The sequence below is a fragment of the Tolumonas osonensis genome (assembly GCF_014202415.1).
Lineage (GTDB): Bacteria > Pseudomonadota > Gammaproteobacteria > Enterobacterales > Aeromonadaceae > Tolumonas > Tolumonas osonensis.
Genome location: NZ_JACHGR010000005.1, coordinates 127445 through 147839 on the forward strand (window position 1 = coordinate 127445; position 20395 = coordinate 147839).

General features: G+C 48.8%; 19 protein-coding genes. 7 read left to right on the forward strand and 12 right to left on the reverse strand.

All coding sequences use genetic code 11. The features are described from left to right. Positions 1-5: 5 nt before the first annotated feature. Positions 6-1598: a diguanylate cyclase domain-containing protein gene (locus HNR75_RS08285; protein WP_188026510.1), complete on the reverse strand. Its 1593-nt coding sequence runs from the start codon at positions 1596-1598 to the stop codon at positions 6-8. A 260-nt stretch (positions 1599-1858) separates the two neighbouring features. Then, entirely contained in the window at positions 1859-2284 is a 426-nt protein-coding gene (locus HNR75_RS08290) for an META domain-containing protein (protein WP_188026511.1), read from the reverse strand. A gap of 242 nt (positions 2285-2526) precedes the next feature. Here HNR75_RS08290 and ppsA point away from each other — a divergent pair, with 242 nt between their 5' ends. Continuing rightward, positions 2527-4893 (forward strand): phosphoenolpyruvate synthase, encoded by a 2367-nt coding sequence (gene ppsA / locus HNR75_RS08295; RefSeq protein ID WP_188026512.1) that lies wholly within the window; start codon positions 2527-2529, stop codon positions 4891-4893. A gap of 102 nt (positions 4894-4995) precedes the next feature. Here ppsA and HNR75_RS08300 read toward each other — a convergent pair whose 3' ends face one another. The 3 genes from HNR75_RS08300 to HNR75_RS08310 all read right to left on the reverse strand — a co-directional run bounded on the left by HNR75_RS08300 (position 4996) and on the right by HNR75_RS08310 (position 9601). Beyond that, positions 4996-7209: an AsmA family protein gene (locus HNR75_RS08300; protein WP_188026513.1), complete on the reverse strand. Its 2214-nt coding sequence runs from the start codon at positions 7207-7209 to the stop codon at positions 4996-4998. A 164-nt stretch (positions 7210-7373) separates the two neighbouring features. After that, positions 7374-7922, reverse strand: a complete 549-nt coding sequence (locus HNR75_RS08305; RefSeq protein ID WP_188026514.1) for a YaeQ family protein — start codon at positions 7920-7922, stop codon at positions 7374-7376. 38 nt (positions 7923-7960) lie between these two features. Further along, positions 7961-9601 carry a diguanylate cyclase domain-containing protein gene (locus HNR75_RS08310; protein WP_223157830.1) on the reverse strand — a complete coding sequence of 547 codons (1641 nt, stop codon included), beginning with the start codon at positions 9599-9601 and terminating at the stop codon, positions 7961-7963. A 255-nt stretch (positions 9602-9856) separates the two neighbouring features. On the opposite strand from HNR75_RS08310, the gene HNR75_RS08315 reads away from it, so the two are divergent. Further along, complete coding sequence (locus HNR75_RS08315) at positions 9857-10684, forward strand: CvfB family protein (RefSeq protein ID WP_188026515.1); 828 nt, start codon at positions 9857-9859, stop codon at positions 10682-10684. Between the two features lie 409 nt (positions 10685-11093). On the opposite strand, the gene HNR75_RS08320 is transcribed toward HNR75_RS08315, so the two are convergent. From HNR75_RS08320 to paeA, 4 genes are all read right to left on the reverse strand, one after another. Next, the gene (locus HNR75_RS08320; protein WP_188026516.1) at positions 11094-11729 is read right to left on the reverse strand and encodes a hypothetical protein; all 636 of its coding nucleotides are present in this window, start codon (positions 11727-11729) and stop codon (positions 11094-11096) included. Positions 11730-11868: 139 nt separating this feature from the next. Continuing rightward, a complete protein-coding gene (locus tag HNR75_RS08325; protein ID WP_188026517.1) occupies positions 11869-12339 on the reverse strand; it encodes a hypothetical protein in 471 nt (156 codons plus the stop codon). A 104-nt stretch (positions 12340-12443) separates the two neighbouring features. Beyond that, positions 12444-12950, reverse strand: coding sequence for a hypothetical protein (locus HNR75_RS08330; RefSeq protein WP_188026518.1), 507 nt, complete (start codon positions 12948-12950; stop codon positions 12444-12446). 150 nt (positions 12951-13100) lie between these two features. Next, complete coding sequence (gene paeA, locus HNR75_RS08335) at positions 13101-14417, reverse strand: polyamine export protein PaeA (protein ID WP_188026519.1); 1317 nt, start codon at positions 14415-14417, stop codon at positions 13101-13103. A 171-nt stretch (positions 14418-14588) separates the two neighbouring features. On the opposite strand from paeA, the gene HNR75_RS08340 reads away from it, so the two are divergent. Next, positions 14589-15110 (forward strand): O-acetyl-ADP-ribose deacetylase, encoded by a 522-nt coding sequence (locus HNR75_RS08340; protein WP_188026520.1) that lies wholly within the window; start codon positions 14589-14591, stop codon positions 15108-15110. 28 nt (positions 15111-15138) lie between these two features. Here HNR75_RS08340 and HNR75_RS08345 read toward each other — a convergent pair whose 3' ends face one another. After that, positions 15139-15414: a glutaredoxin family protein gene (locus HNR75_RS08345; protein ID WP_188026521.1), complete on the reverse strand. Its 276-nt coding sequence runs from the start codon at positions 15412-15414 to the stop codon at positions 15139-15141. Positions 15415-15608: 194 nt separating this feature from the next. On the opposite strand from HNR75_RS08345, the gene HNR75_RS08350 reads away from it, so the two are divergent. Beyond that, on the forward strand, positions 15609-17492 hold the full coding sequence (locus tag HNR75_RS08350) for a pyruvate kinase (RefSeq protein WP_188026522.1): 1884 nt from the start codon (positions 15609-15611) through the stop codon (positions 17490-17492). Between the two features lie 21 nt (positions 17493-17513). Here the strand turns inward: HNR75_RS08350 and HNR75_RS08355 are convergent, their stop codons facing one another. Then, positions 17514-17840 carry a nitrous oxide-stimulated promoter family protein gene (locus HNR75_RS08355; protein WP_188026523.1) on the reverse strand — a complete coding sequence of 109 codons (327 nt, stop codon included), beginning with the start codon at positions 17838-17840 and terminating at the stop codon, positions 17514-17516. A 125-nt stretch (positions 17841-17965) separates the two neighbouring features. On the opposite strand from HNR75_RS08355, the gene HNR75_RS08360 reads away from it, so the two are divergent. Beyond that, positions 17966-18295, forward strand: a complete 330-nt coding sequence (locus HNR75_RS08360) for a thioredoxin family protein (RefSeq protein WP_188026524.1) — start codon at positions 17966-17968, stop codon at positions 18293-18295. Between the two features lie 75 nt (positions 18296-18370). Further along, the gene (locus HNR75_RS08365) at positions 18371-18859 is read left to right on the forward strand and encodes a hypothetical protein (RefSeq protein WP_188026525.1); all 489 of its coding nucleotides are present in this window, start codon (positions 18371-18373) and stop codon (positions 18857-18859) included. Between the two features lie 5 nt (positions 18860-18864). Here the strand turns inward: HNR75_RS08365 and mscL are convergent, their stop codons facing one another. Then, on the reverse strand, positions 18865-19308 hold the full coding sequence (gene mscL / locus HNR75_RS08370; RefSeq protein ID WP_188026526.1) for a large-conductance mechanosensitive channel protein MscL: 444 nt from the start codon (positions 19306-19308) through the stop codon (positions 18865-18867). A gap of 92 nt (positions 19309-19400) precedes the next feature. Here mscL and HNR75_RS08375 point away from each other — a divergent pair, with 92 nt between their 5' ends. Beyond that, positions 19401-20372: a Gfo/Idh/MocA family protein gene (locus HNR75_RS08375; RefSeq protein ID WP_188026527.1), complete on the forward strand. Its 972-nt coding sequence runs from the start codon at positions 19401-19403 to the stop codon at positions 20370-20372. The last annotated feature ends 23 nt before the right edge of the window (positions 20373-20395 follow it).

The window sequence follows — 20395 nt, forward strand, 5'->3', positions numbered from 1 at the left end:
AAATGTCAGGGCACCTTTCGGAAAAGATGGTACAGCTTGCGATCTTTTTTCAGCATATGACCTTTCACCAGATCATCAATGATGAAATCGATTAATTGCCCTACGGATAACTGACGAGTGGTTATCGCCTGATATAGTTTGTTTGCCCGCAGAACCAGTTCCCGATGTAATCTGACGTGTTCCTCCAGATCTTCATATTCATAGGCCGCCAGGATCTGCTCTTCTCCGGCAAAATGTTTGATTGCATGCGCAAGTAACGCCTGAAACGCCTGTGCAAACCTGTCCGGATGATCATCCTGTTCCATTGCTGTATTAATCAGAACACTGGCCAGACGAAACAGCTCTTTGTGTTCTTCATCAATCGACGGTTCGCCACTCTCATAGGATTTTCTCCAGTTCAGACGTAACAATATCTCGTCTGACATGGCGGAACCTGTGTTGCCATGGTAAATAAAAACTTTGTTTCTGCCGGACTCTTTTGCCTGATACATCGCTGTATCACCATTTTTCATCAGCTGTTTTTCAGTCAATCCATGTTCCGGATACAGGGCAATACCAATACAGGCGGAGATATTCAGCAATTGCCCGCTGAGCATATAGAATGGCTGATTCAGTATGTCCCTGATTTTTTCAGCTACCGTCAGCGCATCAGCGCTGTTATTGATCTCTGGTAGCAGCACGATAAATTCATCCCCGCCAATACGGGCCGCAGTATCCGATTCCCGCAGACAACATTGCATTCGGTGCGCAACAGCCTGCAGTAACCAGTCGCCGACTTCGTGTCCGTACAGATCATTTACCGGTTTGAATTTATCCAGGTCAATAAACAACAGGGCCAGTGATATGCCTTTTCTTTTTGCCTGGGCGATGGCCTGTTCCAGTCTGTCCAGCAGCAGACGCCGGTTTGGCAGCCGGGTCAGAGAATCATAGAAAGCCAGATTCCGGATCACTTCCTCCGATTTCTTCCGTTCGGTAATATCCCGACTGATGCCGATGATCGACGTCAGTTGTCCTTCTGCATTCGTGTGTAATGTCGTCACCACCTCGGTTGAAACAAGGTGTCCGTCCTTATGCGGCTGATCCACCTCGGTGACTCGCCGGGTGTCTCCCCGCTCTCCGGCACTCCAGCGTTCCATGGCGTGTGTTAGCGCCCCGAAAGCTCGTTCCGCCGATTCCGGTGTCATCAACTCTTCGCGCGACTGCGCCATGACTTCTTCTACGGTATAGCCACGCAGGTTATACACCGAAGGACTGACATAGGTGAACTTGCCGGTAGCGATATCCATCGTCCAGATAACATCCGCAGAATTTTCGGTGATAAACCGGAAGTTGCGTTCTTTTTCCTCAAGCTCGGCCAGCGCAACCTGCCGGGCATTACTCTCTTCTTTCAGCTTGCGGTATAAATGAATAAAAATAGCCGCCAGTGCAACACACAATCCGCTGATAACCAGCGTGACCACATTGAAAATATAAAGATGAATAATACCGCTCTGCCCTGTTGCCTGATGGGCAGGACGAATGGCTCCCTCAGGTATATCAGCCATGTTCGCGACGGAAAACAGGATCAGCGACAAGATCAGAATCAGAATAAGGTACAAAATCCGTCTGTTGACACGGCTCGGCCTGTCAGAATCTTCAGGGGGGATCTTTCGCATTGATAGACAAATCCTTCTGTCAAACAAGAAATATTATAGCAATGGGAATATTGGTCTCTGATTTCAGATTAGCATGCCAGTGACGCCATACCAGTAATAAGATTCGTTTATTCCCTGATTTTTCTAATAATATGAACTGTCACTAATTTAAGAGCCCGGAATCCGTTCCGAGGGCTCTTAAACCGGTATTTACTTAATAAAAATTAAGGCGTTACAGGTTTGGCTGTGATTTTTTTATCACCTTCTCCCCTGATTAATAAACTGCCATCCGGCAGAATGGAATAATCGGTTACGTTATGCAGAATGCCAAGAAACTGGCTCTGTAACCGCATCAAGGACGGCTCACACGCCATCTTGGTGCTGGCGATCTGCGAGATTTCCAGCTTTTTATCCACCAACTGATACTGTGTCATGTAGTTATTACAAAACGCCTTACCGGCTAATCGTCCGTCGGCAGAGAAGTTCAGCGTCGCTACAGCATCCGACGTCACAACGCTGTCATTCAGACTAATCACGGTCCAGTGACTGTCTGCTAACTGACGACGCTCTTCCGGTTGCGTAGCGGCACAGGCATTCAGCATCAGACTGATGAATAAAGAGACGAAAGTAGACCTGATGTACATTTTCATTTTGACTATATCCGGAGATTTATGATGAATTAAAGGTAGCGGTAACTTGCGCCTTATGCAAAGCAGAACAGACTCAAAAGTACTTTTCACGATCATTTAACTGACTGTCTGCAGTAAGTTTTTTGCGCTTCCTCTAATTATCCCCGCTTTAATAAGTTTTGTAATTTTTAACTGATTTCTTCCTGCTCCTGCCTTTGAAATATTGAGCGCGATCGTAAGATCTTTTTCATAGGGAGAGCGATGTGACTAATGTGATTTGGTACAACCAACTCAACATGCAGGATGTGTGTCGGGTAGGTGGAAAAAATGCGTCTTTGGGCGAAATGATCACTAATCTGACCTCATCAGGCGTATCCGTGCCAAACGGCTTTGCCACTACGGCACAGGCTTTTGATACTTTCCTGGAACAATCCGGCGTTAACCAGAAAATCTACCCGCTACTCGACAAGCTTGATCCCGACAATATCAGTGCATTAACTGAAGCAGGCAAACAGATCCGCCAGTGGATCATTGATACCCCTTTTCAGCCTGAGCTGGAACAGGCCATCCGTGATGCCTATAACGAGCTGGCTGATGGTCAGCCTGAGGCTTCATTCGCCGTGCGTTCTTCTGCCACTGCGGAAGATATGCCGGATGCCTCCTTTGCCGGTCAGCAGGAAACTTTCCTGAATGTGCAGGGCATTGATGCGGTCATGCTCGCTATCAGGCATGTTTTTGCGTCTCTGTTCAACGATCGGGCCATTTCTTACCGGGTTCATCAGGGATATGACCATCAGGGTGTCGCCATTTCTGCCGGCGTACAGCGTATGGTCCGCTCCGATCTGGCCTCGTCTGGTGTGATGTTCACGCTGGATACCGAATCCGGTTTTGATCAGGTGGTATTTATCACGTCTGCCTATGGCCTGGGTGAAATGGTGGTACAAGGCGCGGTCAATCCGGACGAGTTCTATGTACACAAACCCACACTGAACAATGGCAAGCCGGCGATTGTGCGCCGCACCATTGGTTCGAAGAAAATCCGGATGGTCTATGCCGCCAGTCAAGAACATGGCCGCCAGGTGCAGATTGAAGATGTACCGGCTGAACTTACCCGCCAATTCTCCCTGACCGACGATGAAGTGGAACAGCTGGCCCGGCAGGCACTGCTGATTGAACAGCACTATGGCCGTCCGATGGATATCGAATGGGCTAAAGATGGTCACACCGGCAAACTCTATATTGTACAGGCTCGTCCCGAAACGGTCCGTTCCAATGAACAGGTCATGGAGCGTTACCACCTGGCTTCACGGGGGAAAGTGCTGACAGAAGGCCGCGCGATTGGTCAGCGTATTGGTGCCGGTCCGGTAAAAATCATTCATAACCTCAGTGAAATGGATCGAATCAAACCCGATGATGTACTGGTCACCGACATGACCGATCCGGACTGGGAACCCATCATGAAACGCGCTGCCGCGATTGTTACTAACCGTGGCGGGCGAACCTGTCATGCGGCCATCATTGCCCGGGAGCTGGGTATTCCGGCGGTAGTCGGCTGCGGCGATGCGACCGGCATTCTGCAGGAAGGGCAAAATGTCACCGTTTCCTGTGCCGAAGGCGATACCGGCTTTGTCTATCAGGATCTGCAGGATTTCACCGTGCGTCGTCTGCAGGTTGATGAAATGCCCGCATTACCCACGAAAATCATGATGAATGTCGGCAATCCGGATCGGGCCTTTGATTTTGCCCGCTTACCGAATGATGGTGTGGGTCTGGCCCGGCTGGAATTTATCATTAACCGCATGATCGGTGTACATCCGAAAGCCTTACTGAAATTCAGCCAGCAGAAGCCGGCATTACAGCAACAGATCCGTGAGCTGATGACAGGTCATGATGATCCGGTCGAGTTTTACATCAGCCGTCTGGTGGAAGGTATATCTACCCTCGCCGCTGCATTCTGGCCGAAACGAGTGATCGTCCGTCTGTCTGATTTTAAATCCAACGAATATGCCAATCTGCTGGGAGGCGATCGCTACGAGCCGGAGGAAGAAAACCCGATGCTGGGTTTCCGTGGCGCTGGCCGTTATATTTCCCCCGCCTTCCATGACTGTTTTGCGTTGGAGTGTGAAGCGGTTAAACGCGTCCGCAACACCATGGGACTGACCAACATTGAGCTGATGATCCCGTTTGTGCGCACCGTTGCTCAGGCCAAAGCGGTCATAGCCCAACTGGAACAGGAAGGATTGAAACGCGGAGAAAATGGTCTGAAAGTGATCATGATGTGTGAAATTCCCGCCAATGCCTTACTGGCAGATCAATTTCTTGAGCATTTCGATGGTTTTTCGATCGGCTCGAACGATATGACGCAGCTGACCCTCGGACTGGATCGCGATTCAGGTCTGGTCTCGGCATTATTTGATGAACGCAATGACGCCGTTAAGCATTTGCTGACACTGGCTATTCAGGCTGCGAAACGCCATGGCAAGTACGTCGGAATTTGCGGACAAGGCCCGTCAGATCATGCGGATTTCGCCCGCTGGTTACAGCAACAGGGGATCGACAGCCTGTCGCTGAACCCTGACAGCGTCGTGCAAACCTGGCTTGATCTGGCCGATAACACAACCGTGAACTAATCAGGTTAGTCCGTTTGCCACCGTCTGAATTCAATATGTATCGTGAGCCTCTACATCCGGACGGTGGCTTTTTTCGGTGGTTTTATTTACCGCCAAGGCCACTCAGAACAATTTCTTCAGGCTTTCAGACAGCGCATCACCGGCTTTTTTCTCCAGCTTTTGCTGTACTTCCTGTTTCTTCTCTTCCAGTTTGGCGCCCGCGTTTTCCTTAATAGCAGCAGTCAGATCAAGCGAGTATTTCGGTGCAGACGTAGCCCCTTTTATACGGATCGGAACCGTTACACCATGCAACTGATCCCGCTCCTTACCCATCTGACCTTTACTGCTATCCACCAGCACCGCCCTCAACAGATAATTGATGTTGTCTGTTTTCAGGTTAACGTCACCCTCACCACTGACCCGCAGTAACGGCGATTTCATTACCAGATCCTTGTTCGTCGCTATTCCCTGATTAAACAGCAGTGAAGCCGTTAACTCAGTAAAATCCGTTTTCTCTACATTACTTGCCGTCACTGACTGTTCCCCGCCTTTCAGGCCGGAGATGGCTGCCTTGGCTTCGCGGATAGTTTTCGCGATATTAATACCCCGCCATGCGCCATCATTGACCCTAGTGTTCAGGTTACCGGTCAGGCTGTTTTTCAGTGCCGTCGTATCGCCGCCCTGCATGGTCAGACTGCCATTCACATTTGCTTTGCCCTCGATTTTTTCGAACCCAGCAAATTGTTTGAGCAGCGCGTAAATATCAACACCGGTGATATCCGGTTTCACCGTGATCCGGGGGCTGGCCGTCGTGGTTGCGGTTCCACTGGCAGCGATAGCGCCACCGAACGCTTTCAGGCTGAACGCCGGCACCGAGAGCAATCCTTTTTGCGCTTTGACTGCTAACCGGACATCTCCCGCATCGACCGTACCATATTTCAACTGACCAAGGCTCAGCTGACCGTCCATATTCAGCGCATCCAGACCGGAAAGATCGACTTTGGTTGCCGGCACTTTGCTGCCTGCGCCTGCACCGGAATCAGCTTGATTGCCACTACCGCCCGTCGATTTTCCGGAAACTATATAACGGTTCAGATCCAGCGACTGCGCTTTTACATCGAAACGAATAAACGGATTTTTGAACCCTTTAACATCAGCACTGAAATCAAGCGGGTTACGATCCAGTGCCCCCTTCATCACCGTATTAACCTGCTGAGCCTTCAGATTCGCATTCAGTTTGCCCGACAGATCCACCGGCACTGCCTTCATCCCGCCACTGGTAACGTCACCTCTGATCGCCAGTTGCGCCAGGTTGATGGTCTGGGTAGCCAGATTGACGTTAACCGGGCTGTTTATGGTCATTTTTACTGCCTGATCAGCCTGATTCGCCGTCAAATCCAGTTTCAATGCCCTTGCTTTGATTTGCTGGCTATCACCTGAAACGCCGTCCAATTTGAAAATGGCATCGACCTTACGGGCTGTGCCGCTCAGTAGCGTGGAAACAGCCATCGTATCTGCCGTGGCAGTATTCCCTTTGATATATAGCTTAGGTGCCGTCAGTGTCAGTTTCAGTGCATCTTTATCTGCTTTGCCATCCAGCACATTATGCAATCCGTCCAATAGCCATTGACCGGTTTTCTGATCGAAATTCAGGCGATCCAGTTTCGTATTGAGAAGCAAATCCAGTGCTGGAGACGGGCTTTGCAGACGGGAGCTGAAATCAATATGCTCGGCTCCGGAAACCGTGATCCCATCGCCAAACAGAGACAAATCACTCAGTTTCAGCTGTTGCCCGGATTGCAGATCGCTGTAACTGACACTGCTCCCGGCAATATTAAATTGTGACAACTGAAAGCCCGGAACCGGAGAAGAGCCGGAAGTGGTTTCGGAATCTGTCAGAATTTCAGGCGTACTCTCTTTTGTTGCGGATGTGTTCTTTGTTTCCATCAGATCCGCAAAGTTGTATTGCCCAGTTTTATCTTTCGTCAGCTTAATCGTGGCGCCCTGTATATCCACTTCATCAATAACAAGCTGCTTCGATAACAGTGGCCAGAACTGCATCACCAGGCGGGCATCATTGATATGAGCGAACTGCACATCCGAATTTCGCTCAGACAAACTGACATCGGAAAGCGTAATACCCGGTTTAGGGAAGAGGGACAAACTGAGGGGGCCGTTGAATTTAAGCGTTCTCTGCTTTTCTGATTTAACCAGTGCTTCTAACCGCGGTTTCAGTGTATTGGCATCAAATGTCGCTGATACATACACGGCCCCTCCTGCAATCAGGGCAATAACCGCACCGATCGAATAGAGAGAATACTTTGTAATTTTATCCATATTTCAGCTCCCGTTTGGCAGCGCCCTGCACGGGAAAACTCAGCCTGAACCGGAGAAAACATCCTGCAATACCCGATCGGACAGGAGACATGCAAATGGCGCTGAATGAGTTATTACCTACAGTATTGATTTATACGGCATAAATCGCCAGTAAATAACGCATGCTATTGTTTCCATTCCTTCCGCATGCTTGGAGTCAGACTGAAATTCGCATCGCCGGCACTGATAAACAGTTGCCCTTCACTGATGGTCACCTGCCACTGCATATTACGTTCAGCCAGTGCAACCAGCGGCGTCAGTTCATCTTCCGGAAAATCAATGATGCGCAGATTGTCATGTTTACCGAGCAACGCCTCATTCTGCTGCCACCAGAGATCCACGTTCCGTCCGCCATAGGTATAAAGTGAAACCTGTTCTGAACGGTTACAGGCTTTTTTCAGACGACGCTCATCCGGCAGTCCGACGTCAATCCAGTGTTCAATGCCGCCATGCAGATTCTTCAGCCATAATTCAGGCTCATCATCCGCGCACAGTCCTTTGGTAAACGTCAGCGCTTCATCGGCATTCAGTACCCAGGCCAGTAAGCGGACAATCAGACGTTGATCCGTTTCAGAAGGGTGCCGGGCCAGTGTAAGGCTGGTATCAAGATAGACCGCCCGATCAATGTCGGCAATGTTCAGCGTTGCCTTGAAAATAGTGGCTTTAAGTGCCATGAAGAACCCTGATAATAATGATTAGGAAAGACAATAGTTTAAAACACCTGAACCTGATTTCGCCCGTTTTCTTTTGCCCGGTACATGGCCATATCCGCGTTTTTGGTCAATGTCCGCTCATCGGTAGCGTGCTCAGGATATAGCGCAATGCCAACACAGCAGGAAATGTTCATCTGATAACCCGCCAGTTCAAACGGCTGATTCAGTGCCAGACGTATTTTCTCGGCAACATGGAAAGCACTATTGGCATCAGCGACATCCTGCAGCAGGATCACAAACTCATCGCCGCCAATCCGGCTGACGGTATCGGAAGCCCGGACGCAGCTTTGCATCCGCACTGCCACTTCTTTCAGTAACAAATCCCCCACCGCATGCCCGAAGGAATCATTGACCGGTTTGAATTTGTCCAGGTCCAGAAACATCAGCGCCAGATTCTTCTTGTTCCGTTTTGCAGACCGGATGCTCTGTTTCAGACGATCGGAAAACAGCACCCGGGTCGGCAAGCCGGTCAGGACATCATAATGCGCCAGCCGACGATGCTTCTCTTCGCTTTGCCGTAAAGCCTCTGCGGCGTGATAACGTTCGATGGCGATTGCCGCCAGATTGGCCGAGGCTTCAATCAGACTGATATCTTCGGGCTCGGGCGAATGCCGGTCACGATGATAAATGGCAAAGGTACCTAATACTTTATTGGCCGAGCCATAGATGGGTTGCGACCAGCAGGAACCTAATCCGGCCCGGGTCGTCACTTCAAGATAAGATGCCCAGTACGGATGGGAGGCGATATCTTCCACAATGACACGCTCACCGGTAAATGCGGCTGTTCCGCAGGAGCCCGCACCGATACCGATCTCAATGCCATCGATCGCCTCATTATAAAAATCCGGCAAACTACGGGATGCGCCGGAATGCAGATGCTTCCCTTCTTTATCGAGCAGCAGGATTGAACACATCATCTCCGGATATTCGGTTTCAACGCTCTCGACAATAGCCAGCAGAATGACATCCAGTGACGCGCCGCGGGACAACAGCTCCAGCACCCGGTTATGAACCCGTTCATGCTGCTCACGCCGTTTTCGATCCGTAATATCCAGTTTGACGGCGACATATTGGGTAACCTTACCCTCAGTATTCAATATTGGGGAGATATGTGCCTGTTCCCAGTATATTTCCCCGTTCTTGCGCCGGTTAACAAACTCTCCCGACCAGTTTTCCCCGCGACTTAATTTTTCCCACATCGCGTCATAAAGTTCCGAACCGGTTAAACCCGAATGCAAAAGCCTGGGATTATGACCCAGCACTTCATTCAGCGTATAACCAGTCACCTCAGTAAAACGGGGATTCACATAACTGATATTCGCGTCCGCATCGGCGATAACAACCGAAGCCGGACTTTGCTCTATCGCGGTATAAAGCGTACGCAGCCGATCTTCATGCTCCCGGCTTTTCTGCAGACGCCTTTTTAATTTCCTGTTCTGAAAGAAAAAGTAGATTGCGGAGATCACCGCCAGAACAAATAACGCCCCCATAATCTGTGCGAATGCATGTAACCAGCTGACTAGGGATTGTTCCGTTTCCGGGATCAGACTGATCTCGGCACGAACATGCTCACTGAGAAAAGCCAGAGACAAAAAAATGAATAACAAGTGTGGACGACTATTATTTGTCTTGTTTTGCATTCGCCACCTCTCACACTACGGGGCTAATTTTCTCGCAATCTTTGCGCTGTATTAAAGTATGACCGATATCAGACAATGTTCATTATCTGTTTATTTTTTAAATAGAAACGGGACGTACACATCAACTAAACACAAAATATTCATCTAATGCAAGCAACCGGATAATCTCATCAACTAAAATCCCTCCAGCCTGTCCAAAGTGATATGATTCACTCTCATCTGTTATGTATCACTGATTGTCAAAGAGACCCGCATATGATCCAACTTGGCCGCATGAACTCCCTTCCTGTAATTAAAATCGATGAAAAAGGTGCCTGGTTGGATGCAGACGACTTGGGACAAGCTTTTGTTCCGCAAAGTCAGCTACCGGAACACATCAAAGAGGGCGACGTTCTGCCTGTATTCCCTTATCTGGATGGTGACGGAGAGCTGGTAGTCAGCACCGACAAACCTCTGGCGCAAGTAGGCGAATTCGCTGGAATGAAAGTGGTTTCTGCCAGCCGTATTGGCGCCTTCCTTGACTGGGGGATGAAGAAAGATCTGTTTGTTCCTGCCAATGAACAGGCCAAACCAATGCAGTCAGGCCACACCTATGTGGTTTACGTCTATCTGGATCGTGAAAGCCGCCCTACTGCTACCAGCCGTCTGGATCATTACCTGAGCATTGAAATGCCACGTTATGAGCCATGGGAAGAAGTTGATTTGCTGATCTGCGAACAGACCGATCTCGGCTATAAAGTGATCGTGAACAAGAAGTTCTGGGGTCTGATCTTCCGTAATGAAATTTTCGCTAACATCAAAATCGGTCAGCGTACCAAGGGCTACATCAAAAAAATCCATGACGATGGCAAACTGGATGTCACGCTGAACAAGCCCGGCCTCGCCCGCAAAGACGAAGCCGGTGAAAAAATTCTGGTCCGTCTGCAAAAAGCCGGCGGCTTCCTACCTGTTGGCGATAAAAGCTCACCGGAACTGATCTACTCGCAATTCAGCATGAGCAAGGGCACCTTCAAAAAGGCGATCGGCGGTCTGTATAAACAAGGGCTGATCACCATTGAAAACGATGGTATCAGACTGAATTAAAAGTATTTTTACTAAAATAGATTAGATTCCGGAACTTGCTTAAATGAGAACATTCCTGCTTACCGCGCTTGTTGCGCTCACATTTTCTTCGTTCAGCTTCAGCAGCACCGACATGTATCTCGCATCTAATGACGATTATGATGTGGGTGGCGGTGGTACTTATCATTCGCCTGACGGCCTGGCCCCTCAGAAGGAATGCACAACAGAATGCACCTCTGAATATCATGCTTGTACAGCTGATTGTTTCAGAGACGATATCCTGCTAATGGGAGGATGTATCGCTGGCTGCAAGATGAACAACTGCTCCACTCATTGTGAATAATCCAGTTCCGCCTTGAAACAGGGACACGATGTGCAGTTATTTATGATGAGAGCCGGTGTGGAAGCATAAGATGATGATCAGAACGCTTTATTTCTGATCGTTATCTTCGTCTTTTGTCTCGTTCTCTTTCTCATCTTCATCAAGTTTAGCAAGCTCCGCTCGCAGTCTATCCAGTTCATCACGGTAAGTCTCGGCATCACCGTAATCAACAAATCCATCATAGTATGGATGCGCCTGCATGACCCGGCGGGCATGTTTGATCGGACACCAGTATTGCTCGGTTCGTCCGACAATTTCCTTAATATAGGAAATTAACCCGTTCCCATAGGAACAATATGCGCAATTGATTTTTTCAATAATATTGAGATAGCCAAGATAAGCCCGGTCAAACACAAAATAATCCCGCCGGCGTACCCGGGGAATACCGTACAACGGAAAGCAGATGTATTGATAAATAGTGACGAAAAGATCCAGCAGCAACATGGGAACAAGCACTGAATAGATAATCGGTGCAGAGATAACATTACGAAATCGTGCCTGGCGCAGATATTTAAACAGCCCCATTTTGAACCGGCGTTGCTGCTCCAGCACTTCCCGTTCAAAACGAACACGCCTGTTTTCAAAATCGGTATGGAGCTCGGCACGCCGGCGTGCCATTTCCTGCTCGATTTCATCTTGTATCTGACGAATACGCTCCAGCAACTCTTTTATTTTCGGGTTCATAGTATCCCTTGTTATCTGTCTGGCGCTGTTTCTTTAAACGTATCAATGTTTTCTGTGGTTGTCGTTGCCTGCTGCAGATTCTGTTATGCCGATGTGAGCATTATCTGATTATTTTCTCCCCGGACAGCGTTTCCCGAATTTAACCTCTTGCACCAAACCGGTACTTGTCGCTGACTTCATCATTGGCATCTATTGTGGTTTTGTTCATCGCGCGGAGGAAATAGGCATGTTTTTCATTAAAGTAGGTCAATAGCTCCCGCAGTTGTAATGCATTATCAGGTTCGACTGATATGGACATCCACTCGGCAATACAAGCCAGCATGATCCGCTCCGTCCACGGATTCGAAATCGGAGTGGTCATTGCCTGTTCTCTAATGATCCGGGTGATAGCTTCATTTTTGCTCAGAATTTCAATCAATTGTTCTGTTGAATAATTATCTGAACGGGTCAGCGTTTTGACAGTCGCAACCGGCTTCTGTGCCAGAAATGACAGAAAATGAGCGGAAAGTTGATACTCCTCCGCGTATTCCAGAAAAAAACGGATTTGTGTTTCTTTATCCCATGCCCGAAGAGCAATCAACTCGTCATATTGTTGTTTTGCACCACTCATGCGCATTCTCCCTGATTATGCACATTAATAATACATGCATCAGTATCTATGCATCCGAGATAGTGCAAATGCAAATCCGGTGCCGTTCCGGCCTTAGGACAGGTTTACTTTTGCGGCATACCTACAATATGCGCATAGCGGGCGTACATGTTATCCAGATAATCATCCGGATTCTGCTTGTCATTCACCCCGGCCGTCGCATCATCATCTGGCTGGCTAAAAAAGGCATGCTTCAGATTAAAATAAGCCAGCAGTTCCTGAACCAGTTGTTTATTTTCCGGATCAATCGCAATTGACATGCAGGAAGCGACGCACTTAATCACATCCTGCACCGACCAGGGATGCATATCACGGGTAACCAGCGAGTTATCCTTAATCGCGTTCGTCACTGCTTCATCCTTGATGACCAGCCGTATGAGCTGTTCAAAAGAGTAGTGATCAGAGGCGGTCAGCACTTTAAGACCAGGAGCAGGTTTCAGGCCAAGATAAGATAAAAAATGTTCCCCGAGTTTATATTCCTGCGCATACTCCAGGAAAAAACGGATCTGGGTGTCTTTATCCCATGAACGGGCAACGACCATCTTTTCATACTGCTGCTTCAGATCACTCACAACCACTCTCCAAAATACAACTCGCCAATGTACAGCTTGCGTAAACGCAAACATTGCGCGTTATTATATTCCGTTCGACCCAAGCGCATCTATTAAGCCTGTCACATGCCCGCCATATTTTTACGATATAACTGTCCGATTTTGCTTCGGTTATTTCCCCGGTAGCGAAAGATTCTCGGATTCGGTATTCGCAATCCGGGTCACCAGCAGCTGATCTATCTTGTAACTGTCGATATCGACCACTTCAAATTTATAGCCAGCATAGGTCACAGAGTCGGTCCGCTTAGGTATTTTACGCAGCATAAACATCATAAAGCCGGCAATCGTTTCGTAATTCTCATATTCCGGAAACGTTTCAATATCCAGTACCCGCATGACATCATCAATAGGTGCGATACCGTCAATCAGCCAGGAGTGATCATCACGCTGGATGATCTGCTCTTCCTGATGCTGGTTCACCAAATCACCCATCAGGGTATTCATGATGTCATTCAGCGTGATGATCCCTACCACCAGCGCATATTCATTCAGGATCACCGCGAAATCTTCCCGGGACCCTTTGAACCCTTCCAGCGCTTCGGTCAGCGTTAAAGTATCCGGAATGATTAATGGCGTATGAATCAGCTTCTCATCAGTCAGCGATATTGGTTGTTTGTTCAGTACCCGCAGCAGAATATCTTTGGAATCCACATACCCCAGTACGGTATCAATGTTGTTATCACAGACCAGAAATTTGGAATGCGGATGTTCCGCTATCTTCTGTCTGATCTCCTCTTCTGTTTCCCTGCGATCAAAATAAATAATGCCGTCCCGGGATGTCATCGTGGATGGAACAGTTTTTGAATCCAGCTCGAACACATTTTCTATCAGATGATGCTCCTGTTCCCGTAATACCCCCGCCTGCGCCCCCGCCGACATCATGGCGTAAATATCATCCGGCGTGATCACTTCCTTATGTGTCGTCGGTAATTTGAACAGGCGAAACAACAGGTTGGCTAATCCGTTAAAGATAAAGACCAGCGGCTTGAAAACGGCCACGCAGAACAGCATTGGATTGACGATATGAATAGCAATCTGCTCCGGTGCCATCATGGCCAGTCGTTTCGGAATCAGGTCTGCAAAAAGAATAAACAGCGAAGTCACCAGCATGAACGATATCGCAAAACTGATGGTGTCCAGCAAAGGGGATGCAATCCAGTACTGCAGGACGTCGGAAACATAAGGCGTCAGCGCCGATTCACCGATAATACCGCCGAGAATCGCCACGGCATTCAAACCGATCTGCACGACGGTAAAGTAATGTCCCGGTTGCTCCTGTAAAGCAATCACCTTATTGGCCTGCTCACTCCCGGATTCAGCCAACTGCTGTAATTTCAGTCTGCGGGAGGCCGCCAGCGCAATTTCCGAGACAGAAAAAAAAGCACTGGCAATAATTAATACCGCTATAGAGAAGATACTGTTTGTCATGATGAGAACTCTGAAAAGAAAATTATGTCAGCCAGGCATGACATCTGTACCACAGTATGCCACTAAAGCACTGTTTTGTGACAGGTTTACCATCATGAGTCCGGTATTCCTGCCAAATTACAAGTGTAGTTCAGCTTTAGATACCGAGATCGGATAAGAAGGATGTTATCGATGATAGCCCGTATTTATGCCCTGCTCGCCGACATCACAACCTTACATGTGGATGCCATTGTTAACGCTGCAAATTCATCGTTATTGCCCGGTGGCGGGGTGTGTGGCGCCATTCATCGTGCCGCCGGCCCGGAATTACAGCATGAATGTCACATGCTGAAAGGCTGTGCAGCCGGCGACGCCAGACTCACGAAAGGATACCGGTTGCCCGCTAAATACGTTATTCATACAGTCGGTCCGGTCTGGTACGGCGGCACTCGTCAGGAACCGGAGCAACTCGCGTCCTGTTATCAGCGCAGTCTGCAAATCGCTGCTGAAAACGGGATTACTTCTATCGCTTTTCCCTGCATTAGTACCGGCATTTTTGGCTATCCGCCGGATCTGGCAGCACAAACGGCAGTGACCACCGTTCGTCAGGTTGCCCGTCAGTCCGATACACTGGAAGAAATTATATTTTGCTGTTTTTCACAGACAGATTTTGAGCTTTATCAGCAACTGTTATCACCGGCGGAGACGCCCTGATCACAGGTTCCGCCGGGAAGCACAGGAGTCAGTTTGCGAACTGTTGTTTCAGATAGCTGATAATATCCATTGATTCATACATCCAGTGGCTGTTGCCCTGCTCATCAATGATTCGCAGACAAGGAACCTGGCGTTTTCCGCCACCGGTCATTAACGCTTCCAGATGTGCGCCTTCAGCAATATTCCGGTTTTCCAGAGTAATACCTGCCTGTTGGCAGTAATCACTGACCCGGACACAATATGGACAGGACGGACGAATATACAGCGCCAGACGATTAAGATCAGATACCGCAGGAAATGACATAAGAAAACCCTCAGTCAGGAAACAAATATTCTATATATATTATTGTTTACGCTGGATATATGCCATCCATTAACAACATATATACCCACTTATTTTATGTGATACCTATCATAGGATGAGCATGCGTCATGCTTTTTATACATCCCTTATCTTAAGATGAATTTAGTCTCCTTATTTTCTTTTCAGGAAATGCTATGGCGCCGCGCAAAAATAATAATGATCAGATATGGGAAAAAGAAAATATTGAACAACTGATCACCGAGCTTTCCGTATTACAGGAAACCGTAATAGAAGCGCCGGCAGTCGCCCAGGAGTATCTGAAAGCCGTTCATCCTGATTTTTATGAAAGTGCGGTCAATCTGCTGCACTATCTGGCATTGCGCCGCCATGATTTACGCCCGCTGCAATGCAGACTGTCAGAGTTGGGGCTCTCTTCGCTTGGCCGGGCCGAAGCACATGTTCTCGCGTCTCTCGAAAAAGTACTCTATTTGCTGCATAACCTGAATCAGGACGCTCATTCGCCCCGGGAAAAACATTCCCGCCTTGATTTTTCAAAGGGACAAAAACTGCTTAAAGAGCATACCGATGCCCTGCTTGGACAGACTAATTCCGGTCGGGATGTACGAATCATGGTCACTATGCCCTCTGAAGCCGCAGACGACTACACGTTAGTCCATAGTCTGCTGAAACAGGGCATGGATTGCATGCGTATCAACTGTGCGCATGACAGTGCCGGTGTCTGGCTGAAAATGATCGAGAACCTGAAAATGGCACAGCAGGCGCTGGATATGCGCTGCCGAATAGTGATGGATCTGGCCGGTCCTAAATTGCGGACAGGTCCGATGGAAGCGGGTCCGGCAGTTGTGCATATCCGGCCTAAACGCGATGCTTATGGCAGAGTTGTGGCACCAGCCCGGATCTGGCTGACGGTTGATCCGGCTGTGACTCCGTCCCCTTCCCTGGCCGATGCTACACTCCCTGTACCGGCAAAATGGCTGCAACGGCTGCATAAAGGAGACATCGTCTCGTTCCGTGACACCCGCGAGTCAAAACGGCACCTTCTTATCATGGATGTCACCCAAAATGGCTGTTGGGCCGAAATAACGCAGTCGGCCTACATCGTCTCTGGTACCGTACTGCAGCTTGAGAAAAAAGGAAGCCGCGAAGATCGCAAGGCCGCCGTCGGTTTTTTACCGCACACAGAAAATACCATTACCTTGTTCCCCGGCGATTTGCTGCTATTAACCCGGGACCTTAAACCCGGGCGTCCGGCTACGCGGGATAGCGTTGGGCTGATTCTGACGCCGGCACATATTGGCTGTACCTTGCCGGAAGTGTTTGATGATATCCGTTCGGGAGAATCCATCCGTTTTGATGATGGTAAAATCGGTGGCATCATTGAAAAAGTAGAACCGGAGCAGGTGTATGTGCGGATCACGCATGCCCGTATGCAAGGTGAAAAGCTCCGCAGCGATAAAGGCATCAACCTGCCTGACAGTCAGCTGCATTTAACTGCATTAACTCAGCAGGATCTGGATGACTTGCCCTTCGTCATAAAGCATGCCGACGTGGTTGAGTTATCCTTTGCCAACAGCGCTGCCGATGTCGAACTGCTACAGAATCACATGAAAAGCCTGGGCGAGCAACAACCCGCTATAGTGCTGAAAATCGAAACGCGTCGCGGTTTTGAAAACCTCCCGGACATGCTATTAACCGCCATGCGGGCACCTAAATGCGGCGTCATGATCGCGCGCGGTGATTTGGCCGTCGAATGTGGTTTTGAACGGCTGGCTGAAGTGCAGGAAGAGATCCTCTGGATCTGCGAAGCAGCACATATCCCGGTTATCTGGGCCACCCAGGTTCTGGAAACGTTGGCCAAGGAAGGTATGCCTTCACGAGCTGAAATCACGGATGCGGCAATGGGACACCGTTCGGAATGTGTGATGCTGAACAAGGGACCATATGTCCTGAATGCAGTCCAGGTGCTGAATGATATTTTACGCCGGATGCAGACTCATCAATCGAAAAAACAGTCCATGCTGCGCGAACTGCATTTGGCCCATATCTTCCCGGATTAGTGGCACCCTCCGGTTCTGAACTTAGTGCTTGTGTGAACTGGCATACTCATCAATGTAATGCCAGATAGTCAGGATCGGATGATAAATCATCATGCGGGGACCGGAGAAACGCATGACTTTACGGATTTTCTCCCGCATTTTGCTCTGATAGCAGTGGATCGGACATTTGGCACAGGTCGGCTTATCTGCCTTGAAGCGGCATTTATCAATACGATTCATCGCATAATCCGTCAATGTCTGACAGTCCGGGCAAAGCGGCTGGCCGGCATGCTGACTTCTGCAATAGATACCAATCATAAAACGGATGGTTTTACGTTCCCGATCCAAGCGATTCTGCTTATTAGACATCCTGATTCCTCATTTCCTGCCCGGATGCCATTATGCAATAGTCTCGCAGCTGGCACCAATCCCCTGTCCACTGCTATTGTTTCTATAAGACACTATTCACATTATCCATGTCACGGAGTCTTGTTATGAGCATGCTTGTCTATCAGGAAACAGAACCTTCTCTTGCCGAAGCAGAATCCTGGTCCGGCCCGGTTGTGATTGAATTCGGTAACGCCTGGTGTGGCTTCTGCCAGGAAGCTCAGCCTTTCATTTCAGCCGCCATGGCTGAACATCCGGAAATAAAGCACCTGCATATCGCCGATGGCCGGGGTAAGCCGCTCGGGCGGGCATTCAAGGTGAAATTATGGCCAACGCTGATATGTCTTCTCAATGGTAAAGAAGTCGCCAGAGTAGTACGTCCGGACGATACCGATACCGTCAGGGAAGCATTAGCCAAAATCAGTACTGTTAATTAACATCTGAACTATAAGTTATTAACAGCACAAAGATAATGTTAAAATAGACGGCTAATTTGCTGTCGGAGTACTGTTTTGTTTCGTTTTCATTGTGAAGGGTTTAATGGCGAACGGGCTGATGTTTCGGTACTTGCGGTGGATTGGTCAATCCCGGGTGATGTGACATTTTCCTGTAACGACGATACGTTTGCCTGCCTGCTTCTGAGCGGATGCAAGAGCGATAGTGGTGGTTTTTTCAACCTGCTGGCCGGAACCAAGCCCATGTATGTGGAACAATGGCTGGAATATCTGCAGGAACAACAGAAGATCCGCCAGGTTAGTCTGAAAATCACGTTGCCGGATGATGAAGCCTACAACGAAGCGCTGGGTTTGACCGAAGAAAAGATACAGCAACTTTTGCCGCTGATTTTTAAGGTTGGCGGTTTCAATCGCCTGCAATTAAACCGTTACCTGAAACAACGCAGCAATCCGGCCACATTATCTACCCGATACGGGCCGGCCGAATTGCAGCGTTACCGGATCCTGAATGACATTATCCGTTTACTGAACAAGCTGCGCCGCTGAACTATTTACAATTGGGACGTGCAGTGTGGGCAACGGGTTGCCTCGAGAGCAATCTCAGAACAGCAATGCGGGCATTTTTTAGTGGTAACGGGTGCCGGTGCCTCTTCAGCACGCAGTTTATTCATCGCTTTTACAATCATAAACAGGGCAAAGGCGACAATAGTAAAGCTGATGATGGCATTTACGAACAAACCGAAGTTGATTGTGACCGCTCCCGCGGCTTTCGCTTCAGCCAGAGTATGATACGGCGCAGCTGCTTTCGCGCCCTCTTTCAGTACAACAAAAAAATCGGAAAAATCCACGCCCCCCAGCAACAAACCGATTGGTGGCATCAGTACATCATCCACCAGACTTTTCACTATCGCCCCAAACGCCGCACCGATAACAATACCGACGGCCATATCAACCACATTGCCCCTCATGGCAAATTTTTTAAATTCATTGAACATATGGTTTCTCCTGTCACTGCCGATATAACACTTAACAAATGAATCCCTTATAAGAGTAAACTAGATTCAGATATTTGTATGGGAGATAACAAATGAAAGCCGGTGTTATAGGCACAAACTGGGGCCGCGTCCATGTTCAGGGGTTACGGAAAGCGGGCTGTGAAGTCACCGCCATGATGGCACATGATGCGGATCTGGTTGCCAGAATAGCTGCGGAGGAAGACATCCCCCGGCACGGAACCGAGCTCGCCGTATTACAGGACTGCGATGTTGTTGCGATAGCGACACCTACCGCCAGCCACCTCGGTTATCTGCAGGCTCTGCAGGACAAAATCATACTCTGTGAGAAACCACTAGGCCTGACGCCTGATAATCTGCCGCAATTTCAGGCTCTCAACGCCGAACGCAGTTATATCAGTTTCCCGTTTCCTTTCCTCGACTCTGCCAGACAATTACAGCAACTGATCAATGGCGGTGATTTTGGCGAACTGATGCGGATCACAGTGGTAACCGGAGTTAATCTGCCCTATCCCAAGACGCCGGTTGAATGGTTCATGGAGGACATGATCCATCCATTTTCCCTGTTGACACATTTGTTTGGTGATATGACGTTTCTGGGAGCCTGTCAGGGAACTGGCTGCAATATCTCCGCACAGTTGCAATGCCATCATGCGCTGGTTGATCTGCTGCTTTGTCCCTGGCCCCATCCCGGGCTGCACTTTGACATTACACTAATCGGCAGTAAAAATGCCTACCAGCTACGCGGCGGATTCCGTCCTGACCGTCAGTGGTGGATGGAGCCATTAATGATCGATGATATTGCTCAGGGTACCGGAGAGGAAGCAAAAGACGCCATCTGGATTCGCGCCAATCATCGTGTCGCCAACACATTGATTAAATTGCAAAAAGGTGAGATCAGCTCACAGCAGGCACAGGAACTTGGTTTATTCCCGCTGCAACGTGCTTTGGCGATGGAGCAAAGCCTGTTACCCTTGTGGCAAGCACTGTCTCAGTATGACCAGCGTCCGACATTAGCCGGAAATATGGTCTGGCAAACAACGTAATATTTGCAGGAATGTTTAGCTGT